Consider the following 21,821-nt stretch of genomic DNA (forward strand, 5'->3'; position numbering starts at 1 on the left):
TAGGCTATAGGTGTAAAGGCAGTAATGTCATAGCCGAGTAGTACTAATAACCCGTAGGCTTATGTCGCGATCTTCCCGGTTGCAAAACCGGGAGGGCGGTTTGCTTTGATGCATTAGTTTATCGTTTATGTTTTTCTAAATCAATATGTTAACTTATTATAGCTTAAAAGTGCTAAAAACTTAAGGTGGTTATAGCAACGGGGCTCACCTCTTACCATTCCGAACAGAGTAGTTAAGCCCGTTAGCGCCAATGGTACTACAATCGTGGGAGAGTAGGTCGCCGCCTTCTTTGAAAACCCTCATCATAATCGATGAGGGTTTTTTGTTGGAATAAAGTTTGTTACCTTTAGATAAGTGAACAAATATCGATATGAACTCTTTTATAGCAAATAGATTATTATCCAATATCCATTCTAAATCGGGAAAAGAAACAAGATTGCTATCCTTGATATGTGCTACGACCGTTTTTCTTTTGCTCATCTTTTTTCAACCATTACATTATAGATATCAATCTTTGGGGAGAGTTTTTGGGGATGCATTACTCACGGGTGGATTGGTAGTAATGATTACATTTATCTCTAGAAAAATAGTGGTCTTTCTATTTCAACCAGATGCTAAACGCATATATAGTTACGGTATGCAGATCATATTGGATGTGGTACTGTTTTTACTGTTAACTTTTTTGGTTAACCTAATTTCTGGTGGATTTCAGAATATCACTTATACCAAATGGTTAGGGTTAACCATTAAGTATGTCTTTATTTTTGAAGCTTTCTTAATCCCTCTTTCAATACTCCTAAACCATTATTTTGTTCTTTCATCACAAAATGCTGTAGTATTTCAGAAAGAAGAGGAATTAAAGTTGTGCTCTTCGAAATTATGTTTGAGATCCATCTCTAAGAAAGAACAATTAGAAGTATTTCCCGAAGATCTGATCATGATAAAAAGTGACGGAAATTATTTGGAGGTTTATTATTTTCAAAATGAAAAAATAAGATTTATGTTATTGAGAAATACAATTACTGCTATAGAAAATCATACAAAGAAATATCCTTTTTTGTTAAGGTGTCATCGCTCGTATCTAATCAATACAAATAAAATTGAGAATATAAAAGGAAATACTCGAGGCTATATAATTAACCTAGCAGGAATTGAATATAAGGTCCCTGTTTCTAGATCTAAAATAACTTCTTTTAAAGCATTTCTTAAAACTTAGTGAGGAATTTCATCAAACAAACGTTCCATTTCATCACAAATCATTCCTGTCGATCCCATAAATTAGATTCTTATCTTTTTTGAAGATTGTTTTGTAATCAGTTATTCAGAATAGTTATGAAATACTTTAGATTACACAACATCAGCAGATATATGGTATGTTTCCTTCTTATAAGTTGTGGGGCTTCAAAATCGGATAATTTATTGAACGCTCCGGAAACCTGGAGAAAAGAAGTATTGGAGTTTCCTTTGCTTTTTGCAAAATCATTACCTTATACCGGAGAAGAGCATATACGTTTTGCGGAAGGATGGGGAGAGCCAGAAAACGAAGAGTATTTCAGTTACGTTTTTGTATGGATTCTGGAAGAGGATCCAAATCTTGATGCTATAAAAATAACATCCGATATGGAAGCGTATTTTACAGGATTAATGAAAATGGGATTGCTAAGCAAACTCAGATTTTTTAAAAAGTTACCAAAAACCAAAGCCGCCTTTGTTTCATCTGGATCTGGGAATAAAAGATTTGAAGGAAGCATCGATGTTTATGATGCATTTTTTGCAAAAGAAACTATACGACTACATGTAAAAGTTTCTTCTTCATATTGTACAATACTAGAAAAACATCTGGTGTACTTTCGTTTATCCCCAAAAGCTTTTTCCAATGTTATTTGGACTGACCTAGAAGAAGTCACTATGAAACCTACGTGTAGTACTCAAAATTGAGCATAGTTATATCTACAATATTCATATTTTACAGTACTAAAATATGATAGCAGTTGATTCCTGTTTTTTTATGATCAATCCTGATTCCAGAGAATAGCATCTAATATAGTTAATACACCTATAGTGACACTCCCTGCAATCTCCATATTATTTTGATTTTTTTGTATCCGACGATCTTCTCTTACACGATCAATAAAGGACATATCTTCGCCATAACCATAGTGGTAAAGAAACTCATCATCAATATTTATTTTTACTGCAATAGCTTCAAAATATTTAGACGCGTATACCTCCTCTATATGTACATCTGGACCAAAATATCCTTGTACTCTATCTGTATATCCAGATTTGATAAATAGCAAGGCATTAGCACAGTTTTCCCATGCTTGATATTGTAAATGATCTAATACTTCTTCGTACGAAGCAAACTCATGTCCTTGTGCTTCTACCAGGCCAACTTTTTCATATGAGAATGGTATTTGTTCATCTTCAAAAAATAAATACATTGAAGAGGGAGGATTTGCACATGTACTGGTATTAATTTTTGTGTATTGACTTGCAGTAAATTCCCCATAAGTAAAACAGCCTTGAAGCATAATACTTGTGCCTACCAATAGAATTGCTAGAAGGATTCTTTTCATTAGTTATAGTCTTTTGATGATAGTTACCTTGTTATTTCTGTTGATTTAGGTATCAAACAATATGCCGAACAGTTATAATGTGCTAAAAGTGAGTTTAAAACTGAGAAAATGTTTAACTATACCTTGGGTCTTGTATATAATCTTGCTTCACAATTTTGATGATTTCTATACTTAAGAAGCCGAACTCTTCAACCACCTTACCATACATTCTATAAATACCTTTTCCTTTTAGCCTATATTTTTCTTGTACTGGAGGGAATAATACGGTATCGAATACGTCTCCATACTGGTCTAAAAATGTACCAAATGACATTCGCTTCCCGTTATGAGTTCTTGTATTTTTCATAGCAATAAGGTATCCGTAGATGTCAATTTTTTTATTTAGATACTCCTTTAATTGAAGCGCACGATTTTTATTTGCTGGGGGAGATGCCAATATGGGATAATATCCGCATACGGGAAAACCAAAGGATTCTATTTGCTCAAAAGCCATTTCTAATGACGACGTTATTAATTCGGGCAATTCATATTTAGTCCTTTTTTCATGAAATAGGAGTTGTTGGTTGGTATATGGAGTAGGTGTATGGTTGAGTTTGAAATGAGCTTCCCATAACAATTCGTGTTTGTTTTTTTGTGTAAATCTAAAAGCGTCAATTTTAATGAGAATACTCATTTGTTCGATGCCAATAGGTACGCGATCAATAAAATCGTCTAAACTAGAGTAGGAACCTTCTTTATTTCGATCCATCAAGATGGTTTCTATTGTTTTATGATCCAGGTCTCTTAAAATCATTAGTCCCAGAAAAATAGTTTTTCCTTTTAAGATATGTTCGTAATTACTGGTGTTTATACAAGGAGTCAACACGATAGCTCCTAGTTGCATTGCTTCATGTAGGTATACTTCTGGGCGATAGAATCCACCACCATTATTCAGTGTAGCAACCAAATATTCTATTGGGAAATAGGCTTTCAAAAACAGGCTTTGGTAACTTTCTACAGCATATGATGCCGAGTGACCTTTTGGGAAAGCGTATCCTGCAAAACTAGAGACCTGATTCCATATTTCGAAAATTAGAGATTCTGCATACCCTTCGGCTCTACAATTGGAGATAAACTTGTCTTGAACCTCTTTAAACTCTTTTCGGGATCTAAACTTTCCACTCATTCCTCGGCGCAACACATCAGCTTCATCAAGAGTGAGCTTTGCAAAAAAATGAGCTACTTTGATCACATCTTCCTGATATACCATAATGCCATAAGTGTCTTCCATTAGATCCAACATGATGGGATGAGAGTTTTTTCTTCTTTCTACATCATGTTCCCGTAGGATATACTCTCGCATCATGCCGCTTTTTGCTACTCCGGGACGGATAATAGAACTGGCAGCAACCAGACCTAAGTAATTATCGGTTTTTAATTTGCTTAGTAGCATCCGCATTGCTGGGGACTCTACATAAAAACAGGCAAGGCATTTGGCCTCTTTTATCAGTGTATTAATATTAGGGTCTTCTTTAAATCTTTTGATATCATGAATGTCAAAATCTGCTTTTTCAGGTTGATTATATGCTATAATTTTGATCGCTTCTTTGATTTTTGCTAACCCACGCTGGCCTAGAATATCATATTTGTATAAACCAAGGTCCTCGGCAATGATCATGTCGAATTGTACAGTAGGGAATCCTTTTGGAGGTAGATCGGTAGCAGAATAATAGTGCAATGGTTGTTCGCTGATTAAGATGCCGCTAGCATGAATACTGATGTAATTTGGCATGCCCTGGATAAGTTGACTATAGATAACTACCAGTTTATGGATATGATCCAGACTATTGTAGTTGTAATCCCCTTCACTAAGTTTATCAATCTCAAATTTGGGCAACCCAAATACTTTTCCGATTTCTCGTACAGCGCCCTTATAATGAAAGGTAACATAGGCTCCTAGTAATGCTACATTTTTGAATTCTTCAAAAATAAATCGTGTAACATCTTGTCGGTCTCTCCATGAAAAATCTACGTCAAAATCAGGAGGGCTGGTGCGATGTGTGTTGATAAATCGTTCAAAATAAAGATCTAATTCTATAGGATCTACGTCGGTAATACGTAATAGATAAGCTACGATACTGTTGGCACCACTACCACGACCTACATAATAATATCCTTGTTCTCGTGCATAATTAATAATCCTCCAGTTGATCAAAAAGTAAGCAACAAAGTTCATTTTGATGATTAGAGCTAATTCTTTTTCGAGACGATCAGTAACATCTTGTGTAACTGTTTTGTATCGATAGGGGAGACCTTCTTGGCAAAGTTTTCGCAATAGTTTGTTGTCTTCTTCTATCGTTCCTGTATATGTTTTTTGGTTGAGAGAGGGTTTGTTTTTTGAAAAATCAAAATCTATAGTACATTCTTTGAGAAGGTGTTCAGTATTGTGATTGATGAAATCAAATTCTGAAAAATGTTCTTTTATGCTATTTACAGGAATCATCTGTTCAGAAAAAGAAGCTTGTTGTTCTATAGGTAAGCGACTGAGTAAAATATTGTTATCTATGGCTCGAAGTAAACGATGCGTATTGAAGTCTTTTTTATTCCTGAAGGTAACAGGTTGAAGAATGACCAGTTTTTCTTTGAGGTGTACATATTTTGAAAATCGAAGTTTTGGGATTTCTTTGATAGAGACACCAATAAATTCGTTGGATTCAAATTCGGTTTTATGTATTGCAATTACTTGTTCTAGTGGATAGATAACAAATGCATGTTTGAAATGAGGTGCCAGAACGGGTAAATCAATTTTTTGGTGAGCATGAAATGATAAGAAATCATTAAGCTCTTTGTATCCTTCATTATTTTTGGCTAATGCTACATACAACGGTTGGTGGTTATTTCTGAAGTCGATACCAACGATAGGTTTTATTGCATACTCTCTGGCTTTTCTTACAAAATTTAGGCAAGCCGAAGTGTTGTTGATATCGGTTAAGGCCAGAGACTCTACATGGTTTTTTTTAGCCAATTCTAATAGCTCTATTTCGGAAAAGGTTCCGTAGCGTAAACTGTAATATGAATGGCAATTGAGATACATTACCGATATTATTTTGACTATTGTTTTCTATGGGCCAATACAACAGGAGGTTGCCCATTAAAAGGATTGTGCATTCTCCCGATAGTAGAAGCCCCCATAGCAGCCGCCCTGATGACACTTCGATCCCCGTATCGAATTCTTATGTCATCAAGGGCTTGATATAAATTGAGCTGCTTTTCATTGTCCTCAAAAAGATTAATCTGATAATTACCACTGACTAAATGGCTAAATCGAATCCCTATTAATCGTACCAATAATCGTTTTTGGTACAACTTTTCAAACAGTTCCAAAATTTTAGGTATAAGAATATGGTCTGCGCTGGTGTATGGTATTTTGAGTTGTTTGGAATAGGTGTTAAAATCAGAATATCTCACTTTTACAGCAATGCACGCTGTAAGCTTATCTCCTCTTCGCAATTGAAAAGCTAGGTTTTCGGTCATTGCGATCAGGATGTTTTTAAGTTTATATATATCGATGGTATCTCTATCAAAAGTTCGTTCTGTAGAAATTGATTTGCGTTCAGAAAACCCAATAACAGGAGTGTTATCGATACCATTGGCTCTTTTCCAGATGGTAAGACCATTAACTCCTAAAACACCTTTCATTACATCTGCAGGCATTTCTTGTACTGTTTTTACATAGCGAACACCAAGATTTCGTAATGTATGATAGGTTTTATCTCCTACCATTGGGATTTTTTTAATAGATAATGGAGCGAGGAAAGGTTTTTCGGTCCCGAAATCTATCTTTAACTGGTTGTTGGGTTTGGCTTCATTAGTTGCCACTTTGGAAACTACTTTATTGACAGATAAACCAAATGATATGGGTAAGCCAGTTTCAGTAATTACCTTTTGGCGTAACTCTGTTGCGTATTGATAGGCTCCAAAAAATTTATCCATTCCCGAGAGATCAGCATAAAACTCATCGATACTTGATTTTTCAAATACCGGAACTTTTTCTTTAATGATCTCTGTAACTACATCAGAGTATTTACTGTAGGTTCCGGCATTGCCTTTTATCACTACTGCTTCGGGACATAACTCTTTTGCAATTTTCATCGACATTCCTGAGTGTACACCATAAGCTCTTGTTTCGTAACTGCACGCGGCTACAACACCACGATCACTTGTACCACCCACCAACAAAGGTTTACTTTGAAGGGAAGTATCTATGAGCCGTTCTACCGACACATAAAAGGTATCTAAATCGAGATGTAATATTGTTCTCAAAACGCTGTATTTGGAATAATTCCAAAATTATGGAAAATTTCCAAACATATTGATGTTATACCTGATTTTTTATTAACACCGTGACATAAAAAAAACGACATCCAGATGACCGGATGTCGTTTTGTAAAAATTTTATTTTGGGGCTACAAAATAAAATTCAGCATTTGTTATCGTTAGTTCTCCAGGTTATAGCTAGCAAACTGTTGCATCGCTGTTTGGGTCAATTCTTTTGCTCTATTTACATAGAATGACTTTGTATCGTCTAAAGATTCGTTCTTTAATTCGTTTTCGCTTCTTAAATAATCTGATTGTGTTTCGAAACTAGACTCTTCGTTTAATACAACACTTAACTCTTGTAAAGCGCTCTCTAACTTCTTAAGTGCAGTTTCAGCTTTAGTCTTAACAATCGCTTGTTCTTTCAACTCAGCAGCGCGCTTTGCTTCAAGTTCAGCTTTCATTCTATTCTGCTCAGCAATTTGAGCCTCTAGTTTTTGTTGTTCTAATGCTAACTCACGACGTTGTGCTTCAAGCTCTTGCTGTTTTGCAGCCATTTCACTTTTCATCTCTGCAATTTCATTTTCCTCTTCTTCGATAGAAGCCTCATCTGTATATGCGTAATCACCAGCATTCGCCTGGCAAGTAGTCAATATATCTAATAATTTTGGACTAGCGTCTTTTGCTCTTTTCGCAAAATATCTACTACGTTCGTAAGTATCCTGCTCTAAAGCACTTTGCATATCTACTCTTGCTTGATATGCAATTTCGTTTGCAGCCTTACATCCGCATTCTTCAGCTAATGCTTCTACTTTTTCGAATGCCTCAATAGCTTTGTCTGCATATTCTTGAGTGTGATATACATTATTTGCACCATGCGCTTTTTTACTATGCGAGTACGCATAACTAGCAGCTGTTAGGGCATCATCATATATTTCCTGTGCATTAATCTGAAAAATAAAAAAAGATAATAATAAGGGAAGTGCAATTTTCTTCTTCATAATGGGGGCTTTTAAATCACATAGCAATTATACAATATTTTTTAGGTAACATCCAAAAAAATCCGTCATTAATCGATAAAATGCGCATTTTATCTTGAATTTTACGGGTAAACCACATTTTTAGTGAAAAATATCCTACTGTCTTGGTAAGAATAGGGGGATTTAATAACATCGGACTGTCCTTAACAACGCAGATATTTCGGTAATATTTTAAAAAATGCATAAAAAATAAATTTTCTATTCTCCTGGTTTATCTTGTAAGTTAATTGTGTATCTTACGTCTATAAATTTTATGAAAAGACAAATAATAGCATCAATTAATCATAACCTTGGCAGAGCGATTGCTTTGTTAGACGTAATAGACTCCAAAACCTATCAAGATACTTCTATCGGTCCTTACTATTCTAGTATTGGTTCTCATATTAGACATACGCTAGATTTTTTTGATTGTATCATTAGTGGATTAGACACCAATGACATTGATCTTACAGCTAGAAAACGCGATGAAGTTATCTCTACAGATAAGGACGCTGCAAAAGATCATATCTATAAAATTCAGGAGACACTAACCTCATATACTGATGTAAATACAGATTACCTAATCCATGTTACAGATAATATGGGGCAAGGAAAAATTACTGTTAATTATACGCTGGAGAGTATTTTGGCTCATGCCAATAGTCATGCTATTCACCATTATGCTACTATAGGGTATATGCTAGAACAATTGGGGGTATCTATCAAAATTCCTGGTTTTGGTTATAACCCTACTACGCCTGTAAATAAAAGAGAAGGAATTTAATTGTAATTGATATCCCTTTATTTCTTACCGAAAAGGGATTCCATGATGGTTCGAAGTCCTTTAAATGCCATAAAAATTGCGAAACCAGCACCAAGTAGCCCAAGGATTAATATGGGAATATACCAGGGATGATCTTGATTTTTGAAAGCAGAATGGATAATTACTGGGCTTATAAACATAAAAAGCAATGCCATAGCCATACGTTGTATTCCTTTTCCTAATAATTGTTTATCGGTTCTTTTAGGCTCCATAGTTTGTGATTGCATTACGAACACTTCCGTGTAGTTCTAATAATTCTGCTGCGGTTTCTTTGTCAATGTTTAACTCTTCCATAATCATTCTGGTTCCTCTATCTACCAGTTTGTTGTTGCTAAGTTGCATATCGACCATTTTATTGCCTTTTACTCTTCCCAACTGGATCATGGTAGCTGTAGAAATCATATTTAGTACCAACTTTTGTGCAGTACCAGCTTTCATACGAGAACTCCCGGTTACGAATTCTGGTCCAACGGTTACCACTATGGGATGCTTAGCGGTAGTAGCCAATGGGCTTCCTTGATTACAAGTGATACATCCTGTGCTAATATTGTTTTCATTACATTGTTGCAATGCCCCGATAACATAGGGTGTAGTCCCAGAAGCGGCAATACCGATTACCACATCTTTTTGTGAAATATTATATTTCTTGAGATCTTCCCATCCTTGATCTGTACTATCTTCTGCAAATTCTACTGCTTTTCTTATTGCCTGATCTCCTCCAGCAATTAATCCAATTACCAGATCATGAGAAACCCCAAAAGTAGGAGGGCACTCGCTGGCATCTACAATACCTAATCTTCCGCTGGTACCTGCCCCCATATAGAAAAGTCGTCCTCCATCTTTTAGTTTGTCTACGACGACAGAAATCAATATTTCTATTTGAGGAATCACTTTTTGGACTGCTAAGGGTACAGATTGATCTTCTTTATTGATATTGGTTAATAATTCATTAATGCTCATTTTTTCTAAATGATCATAATGAGAAGATTGCTCGGTAATTTTTGTAAACGTCATGATACAAAAATACTGATTTTTGAGTTGAGAAAAATAGATCTCGACGGGACTATTTGGGATTATTTTGCTTCGATAGTAAATTGAGAACGGTTAGCCTCAGAGAGATTAAAATACCCTAAAGGATAATTGTCTGGATTTGTTGTGTTTAAAATATTACCTCGCAATACCGCTGGAGGCGTTTGAAATGGGTTTCCTCCATCCTGTTCACTTTGTTCAATAAGTAAAGAAGAGTAATTAAAATAGCGTTCGTCTATTCCTAATATTTTGATAGTTACATCCTGTCCCGCAACCATATCTTCGTAGAAATAGGAGAAATTAAACGACTCTCCCTGGTAAAAACGGTCTTCGCTGGGTAGAAATAGGCTAAAATCAAAATCAAAAAGATAAAAATCATCTCGTGATCCATCATCGGTAAAGAAAATAATGACTTCAGTCTCATCTCCATCAAAAAGTGTGGCATCTCCTTGTACAATATTGTCGATAGGAACACCAGGTACCAGTTCTGTAGTTGCGATATAAGTTTCGTTGTCATGAACAACTGTAAGCGTATACGAAGTCCCGAATTCTGGAACAAAAACTCCAGCAGGAAGATAAAGCCCTTCTGTCGCTTCAAAAAAATTGATTATCGAGTCATCACTATTATTAGTTACAAAAACAGTAGCATCACTTACTGTGGGGACGTCATCATCAAAGAAAGGAGCAGATAAAGTAAGTCGAATTCCGCCTTCTACATCGATTTGGGGTTCGTTAAGATATACTTCAAAAGAAGCATCAATAACCAATCTGGGTTCTCCGGTAGGAAGATCAACATCTATCACATCTTCACAACTGGTAAACATAATAACAAGCAATAAAAGATATTGTAAATTTTTCATGCTCTAGAATTTAAAATTATAAGTCACTGCAGGAATGATTCCAAAAATGGATGTCCTGATTGCTTCATTGGCAAAGGTGTCTTGATTTCTACTAAAGGCAATCGAAGCAGCATTTCGTCGGTTATACAAATTATAAATGCTAAATACCCATTCTCCCTGCCATTTTCTACTTTGATTCTTTCTAGGCGTAAGTGTCGCAGAGACATCTATACGATGATACTCTGGTAATCGTTCGCTGTTTCGAAGTCCATCAAAAACAGGTACAGATAAGCCCTGAAATTCGAATTGTCCTGTTGGGAAATTTGTGGGTTGACCGGTTTGAAATACGAAATTAGCTCCAAATTTCCATTTTTCATTCAGTTCATAACTCCCGTTGAAGGATATATCATGCGTCTTGTCATATGGAGTGTTATACCATTCTCCATTATTAATCCCAGGCTCCAACGGAGTTCTCCCAGGTGTTCTTTGTTCTGATTTTGATAGGGTATAGGCTAACCAACCTTTAAATTTACCCTCGTTCTTTCTCAACAAAAATTCTAATCCATATGCTCTGGCCTCACCATTCAAAATATCTTGTTCGATGGCATTGTTGGCAATAAGTTCAGCCCCATCGATATAATCTATTCTGTTTTCGATCTCTTTATAGAAAACTTCGGTTTCTACAGAATACTCATTGTCTTTGATGTTTTTAAAAAAACCAAAGGCATATTGATTCAATAACTGTGGTTTGATGTATCTACCACTAGGAGTCCATACATCGAGCGGAGTAGGAGAGTTGGTATTTGATAATAGGTGTAAATATTGTGCCAATCGGTTATAACTTGCCTTAATAGAGGTGTTGTCGTTAAAAGCGTATGCCAGCGCTATTCTAGGCTCGAGATTGGTGAAGTTTTCGATTTGATCACTTCGGCTAAAACTTTCTGTTCCTATAGGTTCTGCAGATTCATAGATCTGTAGTTCTTGGTTAAAAAGTAATGGATTATCATTTTCGTAGACATTCAATTCGTTTTGTCCTAGTCTAATAAAATTACTGATTCGCAATCCGTATTGCAGGGTCAGTTTATTCGAGATTCGATGTTCGGCATCGATATAAGCTCCAAATTCGTTAGCATATTTATCGATCAGTTTTTCCCGGATAATACCGGATTCTTCACTATCCGGTTTTATTTCTCCAGGATTAAATCGGTAGTAGATGTTATTGATACCGTAATTCAACTGAAAATTATCACTCAAATAATGTTTCAGATCATATTTTACATTAAAATTTCGTATCCCAGAATCCCATTCGAAACCAACAAAGTCTAATTCTAACCCATAGAAATAATCCGAATAGATCAAAGAGAGATTAGAAAATAGTTTATCTGAAAACAGATGATTCCAACGCAGGTTAAGCACGGTATTGCCATATATATTTTCGAAACTTTCTGAAATGCCGAATACATCTCTACCAAAATAACCGGATAGATAAAGGTTGTTGTTTTCGTTAAGCTTGTAATTGAGCTTGGTATTTAAATCAAAGAAATAGGCCACATTATCATTATCGAATAAAGGAAGAAAAAGATGGGCATACGATGCTCTACCTCCAACCAAGAAAGCTCCACGATCTTTTACGATAGGGCCTTCTGCCAATAGCCTACTGGAAACAGCACCTAATCCTCCACTAGTCTTGAATTTTTTGCTATTCCCTTCTTTTTGATATATATCCAATACTGAAGAGACGCGACCACCATAACGGGCAGGGATTCCTCCTTTGTACAATTTGATGTCTTTGATAGCGTCTGGATTAAAAACAGAGAAAAAACCAAAAAGGTGAGAGGAGTTAAAAATAGTAGCTTCATCTAATAAGATTAGATTCTGATCGGCAGCACCCCCTCGTACATTAAAGCCCGAAGCTCCTTCGCCACCGCTGGTTACCCCAGGTAAAAGAATGATAGACTTAATGACATCTGCCTCTCCCAAAACCACAGGAATTTGCTTTATGGTATTGGCCGAAAGCTTGTTGATACTCATCTGAGGGTTTCGAATATTTAGTTTTTCGGTTTTTTCGGTAATCACAACTTCCTCCAACATTTCTGAGGATTCTGATAACTGAAAATTAAGTTTCATATCATCATTTAACACTACTTCCTGAACAATGTCTTTAAACCCAAGATAGCTTACCTGAATAGTATATGTACCTTCGGTAAGTGTAATAGAATAAAAACCATATTCGTTGGTAACGACACCATTCCCAATTTCTGGAAAAATTACGTTGACTCCAATCAAGGTTTCGTTACTTGATGCTTCGGAAATTGTGCCACTAATGGTGAATTTCTCTTGACTAAATATTGAAAAATGTAATGTACAAATGGCCAAAAGGCTCAATAAAATGTTCTTTTTCAAAAGCAATATTTTTAAAATTTGTACGGTTAGGAAGGTAATTAAATATATGCTAAAGTATCCAAAATTAATAAATAATCACTCTTCGTTGTTGAGTACATATCCTAAATAAATGTTATTTATCCGCAGGAATATACCAATAAGAAGAGTGTATCAACTAATTGTTACTTTAAAGAATTGTAAAATTATGTGGTTGAACAATTACGGTTGTGTTTGCCCATAGAGCACACTTAACCACAACCAGTATGGTTACATTGTTTAATTAAGATTCCCAGCAAAAGCTAATGGGTATCCATTCTGAGGAGTGTATAAAATTACTACTTCTGGATTGATCACCGGGATGGCATTTAAGATATACCTTGTCGTCTTCTGCAAATACATAGGCACTATTAATTTTGTTGGTTCGTATTTTGTTTTTTTTCATCCGGGGCTTGTTTAAAAGGTTTTTACCTATGTTTAGAGAATATCAATTACTGTGCCTAAAATTAAAAACAGCTTTTAACTAGCTTGTTTTACGGGGTCGAAGAGGTTGTTTTTTTTAATTTAAATTATTGAAAAACAGATGTTTATTTTGGGTTTGTGATTTTTTGGTTTTGGCTGTGTTTTTTTAAGTTTGTTAGATTCTATACCCTATTCCTATTTTCAAAATATTCACATTAGTGTTGAAAGTGGTATCAGGTACATCATCGTTTGTGCTTAGTTTTACAAAATCATATTGTAATTGAATAAAGAACTTTTTGAAAACATCATAAGCTATCCCTGCATTTAGGTTAATTCCACCTTCAGTTTCACTGGTGTTAATTGGAGCTATGCTAGATCCACCAGACGCATCAAAAAACATAATGGTGTATCCAACTCCAAGAGAAGGGTGCAATTTTTGAAGAGATGGAATGTTGAGTTCTCCAAAGATTCTAGGTTGCACTGCATATGCGGTGATATCGATATTTTGAAAGTTATCGTTGATGAATAGACTTCCATTTAAAGAAGCTCCAATTTTGATAAATTTTATGTTGGCAAATCTGTAATCTATACCCAGATCGATGATTCCATCATAATTCTCTCCTATAAAATTCTGATCGATAGGTAAAGGGTAGTTCAATTCTAAACTAATTTTAGAGTCTTGAGAAAAAGATGTACTTGCAAAGATTAAAAGCAGGGCGAATAATAGGTGACGTTTCATAATTTACAGTGTTAGTTTTGATGATCGTGTAATTGTTTTTTGTATCTATTTTTCCCTAAGTTGAAAACTCCAATTTTGGCGCCTAGCCCAATAGAAGTTCCATTAATGTTGTCTAGTACTGTAGGTACAGGATCAATAGGGGTAGAGAATCGGTATTTGATACCTCCTTCTAACTGGATGTATTTATTGAGGTTATAGAGAACGTTTATTCCTGGTTCTAATACTCCCATCATATCCGTGCTTTTTGTAAAATCGCCAGAACCGTCAATATATCCGATCCCTAGCAATACGGGTACAGATAATTTGACCTTCTTATTATTGAAGAATACATTCTCTACATGAAGTCCTCCGTAAATCCCTTGTAGGTCAAAATCCCCACCGGATGTTTTATCAATTTCTGTTAATCCAGAAAAAAGTGTTCTTACTGCTATTCCCAGTTCCATTTTCTGATTGGCTACATACGCCACTTTTATTCCAAAAATAGAGGTGTTATTTTTTCCATCGATTTTTCCATAGGCAACATCAAAACCCAGATAAACACCGTGAAGAATGTTTTTTCGATCGTTAAATTCTATATAGCCTTGTGATTCTTTTTTTTGGGAATGTCCAATGAAGTTGTATACCAGACAGCATAACAACAATAGTTTCGTTGAGGTTTTCATAGATGACGTTTAGTGTTATAGGTATAGACAATTCACTTTTACAGAGGTTGCATAAAACGCCAGATATTTTTATTTCCTAGATATCTACAAAATAAAAAAGGCTTGTAAAATATATATATCACAAGCCTTTCAGATGAAAATAGATCTTTTTCTATCCTATAATGTTGTTCAGCGTTTCACTTGGACGCATTGCGTTAGATACTTTTGACACGTTTGGCCAATAATATCCTCCCATATCCACAGCGCTTCCTTGAGCATCATTCAATTCATTGATGATGATGGTTTCATTATTGGCTAGAGCGTTTGCAATTGTTTCAAACTCATTTTTTAAGTCTGCATCTTTATCTTGGGCAGCTAGCGCTTGTGCCCAATACAATGCCAAATAATAATGACTTCCTCTATTATCAAGTTCGTTTACCTTTCTGGAAGGGGATTTTTTATTATCCAAGAACTTGATGGTAGCTTCGTCTAAAGCTTCTGCGATCACCAAAGCCTTTGGATTGTTGTTTACCTCTCCCAAATGCTCTAGAGAAACAGCAAGGGCTAAGAATTCACCTAAAGAATCCCATCGTAAATGACCCTCTTTATTAAATTGTTGTACGTGTTTTGGAGCTGATCCTCCTGCACCTGTTTCAAAAAGTCCACCGCCATTCATTAGAGGAACAATAGAAAGCATCTTTGCACTTGTTCCTAGCTCAAGAATAGGGAACAAATCTGTGTTGTAATCTCTTAATACGTTTCCGGTCACCGAGATGGTGTCTTTACCCTCTTTGATGCGCTCTAAAGAGAAACGAGTAGCTTCTACTGGAGACATGATTCTGATATCCAAACCTGTGGTATCATGAGCTGGTAAATAAGCATTTACTTTTTTGATCAACTCTGCATCATGAGCTCTGTTTTGATCCAACCAGAAAACTGCCGGAGTATTGGTAGCTTTTGCTCTATTTACTGCAAGTTTTACCCAATCTTTGATAGGAGCATCTTTGGTTTGACACATACGCCAGATATCTCCTTGTTCTACAGTGTGTTCGATCAACGTGTTTCCAGAAGCATCTACAATTCTTACGGTTCCGTTACCTGTAATTTCAAATGTTTTATCATGAGAACCATACTCTTCGGCTTTCTTCGCCATCAACCCAACATTTGGAACAGTACCCATAGTCACAGGATCAAAAGCACCATTCTTTTTACAGAAATCGATAGTTTCCTGATAAATACCTGCATAACTACTGTCAGGAATTACTGCTTTGGTATCTTGAGTATCTCCGTTAGTATCCCACATTTGACCAGAGTTACGTATCATTGCTGGCATCGAAGCATCAATAATTACATCACTTGGTACATGAAGGTTGGTAATTCCTTGATCAGAATTTACCATCGCTAATTTTGGTCTATTTTCGTAACATGCTTTGATATCTGCTTCTACTTCGGCTCGTTTAGCGTCAGGAAGTCTTTTAAGCTTATTGATTAAATCACCAAAGCCATTATTAACTTCTACACCTATTTCTTCAAGAGTTTCTGCGTGTTTACTGAAAACATCTTTAAAAAAGATTTCTACCGCATGGCCAAAAATAATTGGGTCAGATACCTTCATCATAGTGGCTTTCATATGCAATGAAAACAACACATTTTTGTCTTTGGCGTCTGCTATTTGCTCTTCAAGGAAAGCGATAAGCGCTTTTTTACTCATTACCGTAGCATCAATCACTTCACCTTCTAGTAATGGAGTTTTTTCCTTTAAAACCGTAACGCTTCCACTATCATCTACAAATTCAATTCGTACATCTCCTGCTTGACTAATAGTTAATGATTTCTCATTAGATCTGAAATCACCACTAGACATGGTAGCTACATGAGTCTTAGAATCAGCGCTCCATTCTCCCATAGAATGAGGGTTTTTTCTGGCATATTGCTTAACTGGTTTAGGAGCTCTTCGGTCAGAGTTTCCTTCTCTTAGTACTGGATTGACAGCACTACCTTTAATTTTATCGTATCTTGATTTGATATCCTTTTCGAAATCGTTCTCTGGTTCTTCTGGATAATTAGGGAGGTCAAATCCTTGTAATTGTAATTCTGCGATGGCTGCTTTTAGCTGCGGAATTGAAGCACTGATATTAGGAAGTTTAATGATGTTAGCTTCAGGTTTTTGAGCAAGTTCTCCTAACTCGGCTAGTGCATCAGCTTGTTTTTGCTTATCTGATAATTTTTCGGGAAAATTAGCTAAGATTCGTGCAGCAAGAGATATGTCTTTGGTTTCGATATCTATGTTGGCCGATTTTGTGAATTTTTTGACGATTGGTAGAAAAGAATAAGTAGCTAAAGCTGGTGCTTCGTCAGTTTTGGTATAAACAATCTTTGAGGTGTTAACTCCCATATTTCTTGTTTTTTCAGGATATCTGGTTGCAGTGTTAGAACCCGTGATATCAAATTAAATTATGATGTTGTTTTATAATGGAAATAATTAGTCGTTTGTATTTACGATGACAAACAAAATGTTCAAAAAAAGATCAATGTTTTGTTTGATCGGACTTATCAAATTTTTTCCGTGCGCGAAGATACAAATCTACTCACCCATATGCAACCTGAGGGATGTTAGTTTTGAGTTAAAGAATCTGTATTATAGAATACTAAAAATAAAGGGAGTATATTATGAAGAAGGGTAGAAAAGTACTTCAAAATTGGGATTTTGACAAAAAATAAAAAGCCATATCAAGAATACGAATATTTTGATATGGCTTCATTGGAAATACTACTACAATGTTAGCTGTTTTACCCGCAATAAAATAAAAACTTTCGTTTTTTATACCATAGAGTCCTATTTCCGGTTTGAATAGACTTAAACTTTCAAATCGTAATTTGTATAATTTACTTCTATTCATACGACTAATTCGAATGCTTTAAATCGCTGTACGATTTTCCTATATTCATTCGACAAGTCTAATGCCGTTTTAAATTAAAAAGGTGTCAAAACTTAATTTTTTCTTTTGAATTTCATTTTGAAATGATTTCAAAGTAAAGCCCTTTAAAGTTATTTCAAGGATGTACTCAAAAAAATAACTTTCGTCTTATATTTATTTTAATTTAATCTGGTCTTAAGATGTTCAAAGAACGTATTGTGTGAATTACATATCAGGAATCCTTTTGTCATCGCTAAATATTGTAATTTCTATATTAAATATAGTGAAATTTGATGAGGTAATCAAAAAATACTATAATCTTAGTTATCAACTATTTATGAACTAAGGTTGTTAACTTTTGTTCATAAAAAAAGCCGCTCGTTTGAGCAGCTTTTTTTGTATGCTTTACTAAAAAATTAGTTTCTTTTTTCTTTGATACGAGCTTTCTTACCAGTAAGACCTCTAAAGTAGAAAATACGTGCTCTACGTACTTTACCTCTTTTGTTTACTTCAATCTTTTGAAGTGCTGGTAAGTTAACTGGAAAAATACGCTCTACACCAATGGTTCCAGACATTTTTCTAATAGTAAATGTTTCTGTAGCTCCAGAACCTCTTCTTTGTATAACAACTCCTCTAAAGAACTGTGTACGTGTTTTATTTCCTTCCTTGATCTCGTAGTATACTGTGATCGTGTCTCCTGCTGAAAACTCAGGGAATTCTTTTTTGGTTACAAATTCGTCTTGTACGAATTTTACTAAATCTTCCATTTTGATATAGTTTCTTAGGTTTCTTTAAAGCAACATTCACGATTTTCGCCAGAGGTTGTTCTAATCAGGCTGCAAAAATAAATATATTTTGTGTATTCACAATGTTTTTATTGTATTTATTTTCAGGAGTTAATCATTTAATAGATCAGGTCTTCTTTCTTTGGTACGTTGATAGGCTTGTTCTTCTCTCCAGGCTTCAATTTTTGGGAAATTACCAGAGGTTAGAATTTCAGGAACTTTCCATCCTTTGTACTCTGCTGGGCGAGTATAAATAGGAGGAGCCAACAGATCATCCTGAAATGAGTCGGTGAGGGCAGAAGTTTCATTACCCAACACACCCGGAATTAATCGTATGATGGCATCGCACAAAATTAGAGCCCCGAGTTCGCCCCCAGATAAAACATAATCGCCTACTGATATTTCTTTGGTTACAAAATGGTCCCTGACTCTTTGGTCCACTCCTTTATAATGACCGCAAAGGATGATTAAATTTCCTTTTAGTGATAGTTGATTGGCAATCCCTTGATTAAGGGTTTCTCCATCTGGTGTCATATAGATCACTTCGTCATATTCACGTTCTGATTTCAATTTGGAGATACATTTGTCAATAGGTGCTATCATCATCACCATACCAGCACCTCCGCCAAATTGGTAATCGTCTACTTGTCGATAGTTATCGTTGGTATAATCTCTGAGATTGTGTAGGTGGACTTCTACTAAGCCTTTTTCTATTGAACGCTTCATGATTGAAGCCTCAAACGGACTCTTTAAAAGGTCTGGTACTACTGTTATGATATCAATGCGCATCTTTCATCATTTTCCTGAGAGCTGCAAAGATGCAAAAGAATATGTAAATAATCTAGAAATAGTACTTACTTGGCGCCAGCCTTTCGTTGCTTATTAATTTCATCCTGAAGTTTACGCATCACCTTTTGTTCGCGCTCTAGTGCTCTTCGTCTATGATCTTCAAATTCGGCTTCAGTCTCTGCTAATGCTTTTTTAGCTTGTACAGTCACCGCATTACTATTTTTGAATTTGAAAATAAAGAAACTTAATAATAACACAAGCCCACCAACAATGAGCCACATAATGGTCTTATAACTGGACTTTGAAACCGAAGCTCCCACAAAGCTCATACTGTCTTTTTCGTTAGTCACGGCTGCCAAATCTTCGTTTGTTTTATTTAGAGACTCTTGTAGTCCACTAATCGTGGTTTTCTGCTGTTCAATCTGTTGATTAGAAACAGTAAGTTTTGATTCCAGTGTTTTAATCGAATCAATGGTGTTGGATTTAAGTTTATTTAACCAGACTTGTTTTACTACCTTATATTCCTGGTATCTTCCGGATTTTTTAATCACTACATCAAATTGCCCTTCAATACTTTCTTGTTGCAAAGCCTGTTCTGCAGATAAATTTTCTTCCTGAGCTTTGGCTTGGTTTGAAAATGATAAAGTGATTATGATAGAAAAAAATAGATACTGTAGTAATTTCATGTGAATAGTATTGTTTTTGGTCGTTGAATGTAAGATGGAATACCTAAGTTATTTAAAAATGTAGTAGCAAAATAACCCACTAGACTCCTGACCTGGGTTCTAATGAATTTTTAGCTCCTTATATCTACGTTATAATTTCTTCTGTAACGGTAATAAATGTACGATATTGTAAGTAATTATGAAGATTTTTTTGTGATAAATTACTTTAGGTTGGTTTTTCGATTAATTGCCTGGATGTGAATCGATTGTTTCTAAAGATTTATATAGAGTTTTTTGTTGCTTCTGGGGAAAGAAGTATTGAGGACGGAGTAAAAAGAAAAAAATGATATAAAATAAAAAGGTGACTATTCAAAATAGCCACCTTTTCTTGTTTCTGTTATGAAGCTTTCTAGTAGTAGGTAAAACGTCTTACTTTGGCAATGTATTTTGATAGTCGAATTACCTGGTGACTATATCCATACTCATTGTCATACCATACATATATAATCGCATTATTCCCATTTGCATCCACAATGGTAGCATTACTATCATAAATAGATGGAGCTGAAGAGCCTACGATATCAGATGATACTAATTCGTTGTCTAATGAATATTTGATTTGCTCTACCAAGTTTCCTTCTAGTGCATATTTTTTGATTACTGCATTAAGACTTTCTTTAGAAGTCTTTTTCTCAAGATTAAGGTTTAAGATTGCTAAAGAACCGTTTGGTACAGGAACACGAATAGCGTTAGAAGTCAATTTGCCTTCCAAACTCGGTAATGCTTTTGAAACGGCTTTACCAGCTCCTGTTTCAGTAATTACCATGTTTAAAGCCGCAGCACGACCTCTTCTGTATTTTTTGTGCATATTATCTACCAGGTTTTGGTCATTGGTATATGCATGAATGGTTTCTAAGTGACCGTTTACTACACCGAAACTCTCCTCGATTGCCTGCAAAACAGGAGTAATGGCGTTTGTTGTGCATGAAGCCGCAGAAAAGATATTCACCTTATCTGGATCATTCTCTTTGTGATTTACTCCGTGAACGATGTTAGGGATTCCTTTTCCAGGAGCAGTAAGTAAAACTTTGTCTACTCCTTTTGCTTTTAAATGACGGCTTAATGCTTCTTGATCTCTGAAAGCACCTGTGTTATCTATTACCAAAGCATCATCAATTCCGTAAGTTGTATAATCGATGTCTTCTGGATTATTGGCACTAATAATATGTACGGTGGTTCCATTAATGATTAATGAATTGTTTGCGATATCTGTCTCCACAGTACCGGCAAACTCTCCATGTACAGAGTCATTTCTAAGTAAAGAAGCTCTTTTTTCTAAAACTTCTTCAGTAATTGCTCCGCGAGTCACTATAGCTCTAAGACGAAGTTGACTTCCTTTTCCGGTAATGGTCATTAATTCTCTTGCAACCAAACGCCCAATTCTTCCAAATCCATATAATACTACATTTTTAGGAGAGATAGGCTTGAATGTTTTGGCATCTTTCAATTTTTCCTGTACAAAACGATTTACAGAACCAAATTCATCACTTGCCAGATGGTACTCATAAGTTAGTTTACCAATATCTAATTTAGAAGGCGGTAAATCCATCAATTTGATCGCTTGGGCAATCTCTACCGAATCAAAAATAGAAATTGGTTTTTGAACAAACTCTCCAGCATATTCATGTAGATTGATGATTTCGCTTACGTTTTTGTCTATCAATTGGTTTCTAAACAATACCAATTCGATAGAGTTGTCGTACCATAAATCACTCACAGTCTTGATAAACGCTACTGTTGCTCGCCGTCTGTCTGCTTGGAAGGCAAGTTCTTTTTCATAAACTTCGTTAGAACTCAT

At 35.4% G+C, this 21,821-nt stretch carries 19 protein-coding genes and 1 rRNA gene; 4 read left to right on the top strand and 16 right to left on the bottom strand.

What is annotated here, in order from left to right; translation table 11 throughout:
* Nucleotides 1–181 precede the first annotated feature (181 nt).
* From rrf to BUE24_RS11735, 3 genes are all read left to right on the top strand, one after another.
* Nucleotides 182–289, top strand: a 5S ribosomal RNA gene (gene rrf / locus BUE24_RS11725).
* An 81-nt stretch (nt 290–370) separates the two neighbouring features.
* Nucleotides 371–1,216: a LytR/AlgR family response regulator transcription factor gene (locus tag BUE24_RS11730; protein WP_073316220.1), complete on the top strand. Its 846-nt coding sequence runs from the start codon at nt 371–373 to the stop codon at nt 1,214–1,216.
* A 116-nt stretch (nt 1,217–1,332) separates the two neighbouring features.
* On the top strand, nt 1,333–1,938 hold the full coding sequence (locus BUE24_RS11735) for a hypothetical protein (RefSeq protein WP_139241985.1): 606 nt from the start codon (nt 1,333–1,335) through the stop codon (nt 1,936–1,938).
* A 74-nt stretch (nt 1,939–2,012) separates the two neighbouring features.
* Here the strand turns inward: BUE24_RS11735 and BUE24_RS11740 are convergent, their stop codons facing one another.
* From BUE24_RS11740 to BUE24_RS11755, 4 genes are all read right to left on the bottom strand, one after another.
* Complete coding sequence (locus tag BUE24_RS11740; protein ID WP_073316222.1) at nt 2,013–2,579, bottom strand: hypothetical protein; 567 nt, start codon at nt 2,577–2,579, stop codon at nt 2,013–2,015.
* A 112-nt stretch (nt 2,580–2,691) separates the two neighbouring features.
* Nucleotides 2,692–5,652: a DNA polymerase III subunit alpha gene (locus BUE24_RS11745; protein ID WP_073316223.1), complete on the bottom strand. Its 2,961-nt coding sequence runs from the start codon at nt 5,650–5,652 to the stop codon at nt 2,692–2,694.
* A 17-nt stretch (nt 5,653–5,669) separates the two neighbouring features.
* Nucleotides 5,670–6,881 carry a DNA polymerase Y family protein gene (locus BUE24_RS11750; RefSeq protein WP_073316224.1) on the bottom strand — a complete coding sequence of 404 codons (1,212 nt, stop codon included), beginning with the start codon at nt 6,879–6,881 and terminating at the stop codon, nt 5,670–5,672.
* Between the two features lie 173 nt (nt 6,882–7,054).
* Nucleotides 7,055–7,876 (bottom strand): hypothetical protein, encoded by an 822-nt coding sequence (locus BUE24_RS11755; protein WP_073316225.1) that lies wholly within the window; start codon nt 7,874–7,876, stop codon nt 7,055–7,057.
* Nucleotides 7,877–8,168: 292 nt separating this feature from the next.
* Here BUE24_RS11755 and BUE24_RS11760 point away from each other — a divergent pair, with 292 nt between their 5' ends.
* Nucleotides 8,169–8,678, top strand: a complete 510-nt coding sequence (locus tag BUE24_RS11760) for a DinB family protein (RefSeq protein ID WP_073316226.1) — start codon at nt 8,169–8,171, stop codon at nt 8,676–8,678.
* Nucleotides 8,679–8,695: 17 nt separating this feature from the next.
* Here the strand turns inward: BUE24_RS11760 and BUE24_RS11765 are convergent, their stop codons facing one another.
* From BUE24_RS11765 to BUE24_RS11820, 12 genes are all read right to left on the bottom strand, one after another.
* A complete protein-coding gene (locus BUE24_RS11765) occupies nt 8,696–8,929 on the bottom strand; it encodes a DUF6095 family protein (RefSeq protein ID WP_073316227.1) in 234 nt (77 codons plus the stop codon).
* Nucleotides 8,919–9,731 (bottom strand): N-acetylmuramic acid 6-phosphate etherase, encoded by an 813-nt coding sequence (gene murQ / locus BUE24_RS11770; RefSeq protein WP_073316228.1) that lies wholly within the window; start codon nt 9,729–9,731, stop codon nt 8,919–8,921. Before murQ ends, BUE24_RS11765 begins: the two co-directional genes overlap by 11 nt.
* A gap of 59 nt (nt 9,732–9,790) precedes the next feature.
* Nucleotides 9,791–10,606: a DUF4249 family protein gene (locus tag BUE24_RS11775; RefSeq protein WP_073316229.1), complete on the bottom strand. Its 816-nt coding sequence runs from the start codon at nt 10,604–10,606 to the stop codon at nt 9,791–9,793.
* A gap of 3 nt (nt 10,607–10,609) precedes the next feature.
* Nucleotides 10,610–12,988 carry a TonB-dependent receptor gene (locus tag BUE24_RS11780; RefSeq protein WP_073316230.1) on the bottom strand — a complete coding sequence of 793 codons (2,379 nt, stop codon included), beginning with the start codon at nt 12,986–12,988 and terminating at the stop codon, nt 10,610–10,612.
* A gap of 259 nt (nt 12,989–13,247) precedes the next feature.
* Nucleotides 13,248–13,409 (bottom strand): hypothetical protein, encoded by a 162-nt coding sequence (locus BUE24_RS23955; protein WP_170864595.1) that lies wholly within the window; start codon nt 13,407–13,409, stop codon nt 13,248–13,250.
* A gap of 192 nt (nt 13,410–13,601) precedes the next feature.
* Nucleotides 13,602–14,165, bottom strand: a complete 564-nt coding sequence (locus BUE24_RS11785) for an outer membrane protein (protein WP_073316231.1) — start codon at nt 14,163–14,165, stop codon at nt 13,602–13,604.
* An 11-nt stretch (nt 14,166–14,176) separates the two neighbouring features.
* On the bottom strand, nt 14,177–14,827 hold the full coding sequence (locus BUE24_RS11790) for a hypothetical protein (RefSeq protein WP_073316232.1): 651 nt from the start codon (nt 14,825–14,827) through the stop codon (nt 14,177–14,179).
* Between the two features lie 151 nt (nt 14,828–14,978).
* On the bottom strand, nt 14,979–17,201 hold the full coding sequence (locus BUE24_RS11795) for an NADP-dependent isocitrate dehydrogenase (protein ID WP_073316233.1): 2,223 nt from the start codon (nt 17,199–17,201) through the stop codon (nt 14,979–14,981).
* Nucleotides 17,202–18,140: 939 nt separating this feature from the next.
* Nucleotides 18,141–18,491, bottom strand: a complete 351-nt coding sequence (gene rplS / locus BUE24_RS11805) for a 50S ribosomal protein L19 (RefSeq protein ID WP_073316235.1) — start codon at nt 18,489–18,491, stop codon at nt 18,141–18,143.
* Nucleotides 18,492–18,620: 129 nt separating this feature from the next.
* On the bottom strand, nt 18,621–19,298 hold the full coding sequence (gene trmD, locus BUE24_RS11810) for a tRNA (guanosine(37)-N1)-methyltransferase TrmD (protein ID WP_073316236.1): 678 nt from the start codon (nt 19,296–19,298) through the stop codon (nt 18,621–18,623).
* A gap of 65 nt (nt 19,299–19,363) precedes the next feature.
* Entirely contained in the window at nt 19,364–19,984 is a 621-nt protein-coding gene (locus tag BUE24_RS11815) for a hypothetical protein (RefSeq protein ID WP_073316237.1), read from the bottom strand.
* A 388-nt stretch (nt 19,985–20,372) separates the two neighbouring features.
* A complete protein-coding gene (locus tag BUE24_RS11820; RefSeq protein WP_073316238.1) occupies nt 20,373–21,821 on the bottom strand; it encodes a glyceraldehyde-3-phosphate dehydrogenase in 1,449 nt (482 codons plus the stop codon).

The sequence above is a fragment of the Aquimarina spongiae genome, from assembly GCF_900141785.1.
GTDB classification, from domain to species: domain Bacteria; phylum Bacteroidota; class Bacteroidia; order Flavobacteriales; family Flavobacteriaceae; genus Aquimarina; species Aquimarina spongiae.

Excerpts from the sequence above, each read along its gene's own strand:
- BUE24_RS11730 (WP_073316220.1), top strand. The coding sequence starts at position 371 with ATGAACTCTTTTATAGCAAATAGATTATTATCCAATATCCATTCTAAA.
- BUE24_RS11735 (WP_139241985.1), top strand. The coding sequence starts at position 1,333 with ATGAAATACTTTAGATTACACAACATCAGCAGATATATGGTATGTTTC.
- BUE24_RS11740 (WP_073316222.1), bottom strand. The coding sequence starts at position 2,579 with ATGAAAAGAATCCTTCTAGCAATTCTATTGGTAGGCACAAGTATTATG.
- BUE24_RS11745 (WP_073316223.1), bottom strand. The coding sequence starts at position 5,652 with ATGTATCTCAATTGCCATTCATATTACAGTTTACGCTACGGAACCTTT.
- BUE24_RS11755 (WP_073316225.1), bottom strand. The coding sequence starts at position 7,876 with ATGAAGAAGAAAATTGCACTTCCCTTATTATTATCTTTTTTTATTTTT.
- BUE24_RS11760 (WP_073316226.1), top strand. The coding sequence starts at position 8,169 with ATGAAAAGACAAATAATAGCATCAATTAATCATAACCTTGGCAGAGCG.
- BUE24_RS11765 (WP_073316227.1), bottom strand. The coding sequence starts at position 8,929 with ATGGAGCCTAAAAGAACCGATAAACAATTATTAGGAAAAGGAATACAA.
- murQ (WP_073316228.1), bottom strand. The coding sequence starts at position 9,731 with ATGACGTTTACAAAAATTACCGAGCAATCTTCTCATTATGATCATTTA.
- BUE24_RS11775 (WP_073316229.1), bottom strand. The coding sequence starts at position 10,606 with ATGAAAAATTTACAATATCTTTTATTGCTTGTTATTATGTTTACCAGT.
- BUE24_RS23955 (WP_170864595.1), bottom strand. The coding sequence starts at position 13,409 with ATGAAAAAAAACAAAATACGAACCAACAAAATTAATAGTGCCTATGTA.
- BUE24_RS11785 (WP_073316231.1), bottom strand. The coding sequence starts at position 14,165 with ATGAAACGTCACCTATTATTCGCCCTGCTTTTAATCTTTGCAAGTACA.
- BUE24_RS11790 (WP_073316232.1), bottom strand. The coding sequence starts at position 14,827 with ATGAAAACCTCAACGAAACTATTGTTGTTATGCTGTCTGGTATACAAC.
- BUE24_RS11795 (WP_073316233.1), bottom strand. The coding sequence starts at position 17,201 with ATGGGAGTTAACACCTCAAAGATTGTTTATACCAAAACTGACGAAGCA.
- rplS (WP_073316235.1), bottom strand. The coding sequence starts at position 18,491 with ATGGAAGATTTAGTAAAATTCGTACAAGACGAATTTGTAACCAAAAAA.
- trmD (WP_073316236.1), bottom strand. The coding sequence starts at position 19,298 with ATGCGCATTGATATCATAACAGTAGTACCAGACCTTTTAAAGAGTCCG.
- BUE24_RS11815 (WP_073316237.1), bottom strand. The coding sequence starts at position 19,984 with ATGAAATTACTACAGTATCTATTTTTTTCTATCATAATCACTTTATCA.
- BUE24_RS11820 (WP_073316238.1), bottom strand. The coding sequence starts at position 21,821 with ATGAGTTCTAACGAAGTTTATGAAAAAGAACTTGCCTTCCAAGCAGAC.